The sequence below is a fragment of the Chryseosolibacter indicum genome (assembly GCF_018598585.1).
GTDB lineage: Bacteria > Bacteroidota > Bacteroidia > Cytophagales > Cyclobacteriaceae > Chryseosolibacter > Chryseosolibacter indicus.
This window is the reverse complement of record NZ_JAHESD010000157.1, coordinates 1-514: the sequence shown is the minus strand read 5'-3', so window position 1 is coordinate 514 and position 514 is coordinate 1. Positions and strand designations below refer to the sequence as shown.

Sequence of the window (514 nt, the reverse complement as noted above, 5' to 3'; positions counted from 1 at the left end):
TAAGAAGGACTAAGTAGCCAGACATAGCCAGGAATAGCCAGACGTAGCCAGGAATAGCCATACCATAGAGATAAGATAGCCATACGATAGGGACAGAATAGTTAAAAAGGACTATTGAATAGGGGAACAAACACCAGGCTTTAAAAAAAAATTGAAAAAATTGAAAATAACTTCAGGTCCGACAATAGTTGGCGGAGTGGCAAAATACTTTTGTATCATACACAAACAGGATGTGTAGCTGAAGTAGTAAATTTTAAATAATACATACAATGGGTAAAATTAAAGAGAACCTCCTTACTAAGGGATTTAGTGGGAGAGTAGGCGACGAAATGGTATTTCGTCAGATTGATGGTGAAACGTTTGTTGGTAAACGCAGACGTAAACGTGAGTTGCTTACGCCGAAGGAACAACAGGTGAAAGACCGCTTTATGGACAGCGTGTTCTATGCGAAGTCTGTACTGGGTGACCCTGCGGTGAAAGAAGCGTATGAGCTTATGAAGAAAGATTTTAAAGC

General features: G+C 39.9%; 1 protein-coding gene. It reads left to right on the top strand.

Annotation, left to right across the window (positions count from 1 at the left end):
- Nucleotides 1–269 precede the first annotated feature (269 nt).
- A partial coding sequence (locus KK060_RS24890) for a hypothetical protein (RefSeq protein ID WP_254158008.1) occupies nt 270–514 on the top strand: 245 nt, incomplete at its 3' end.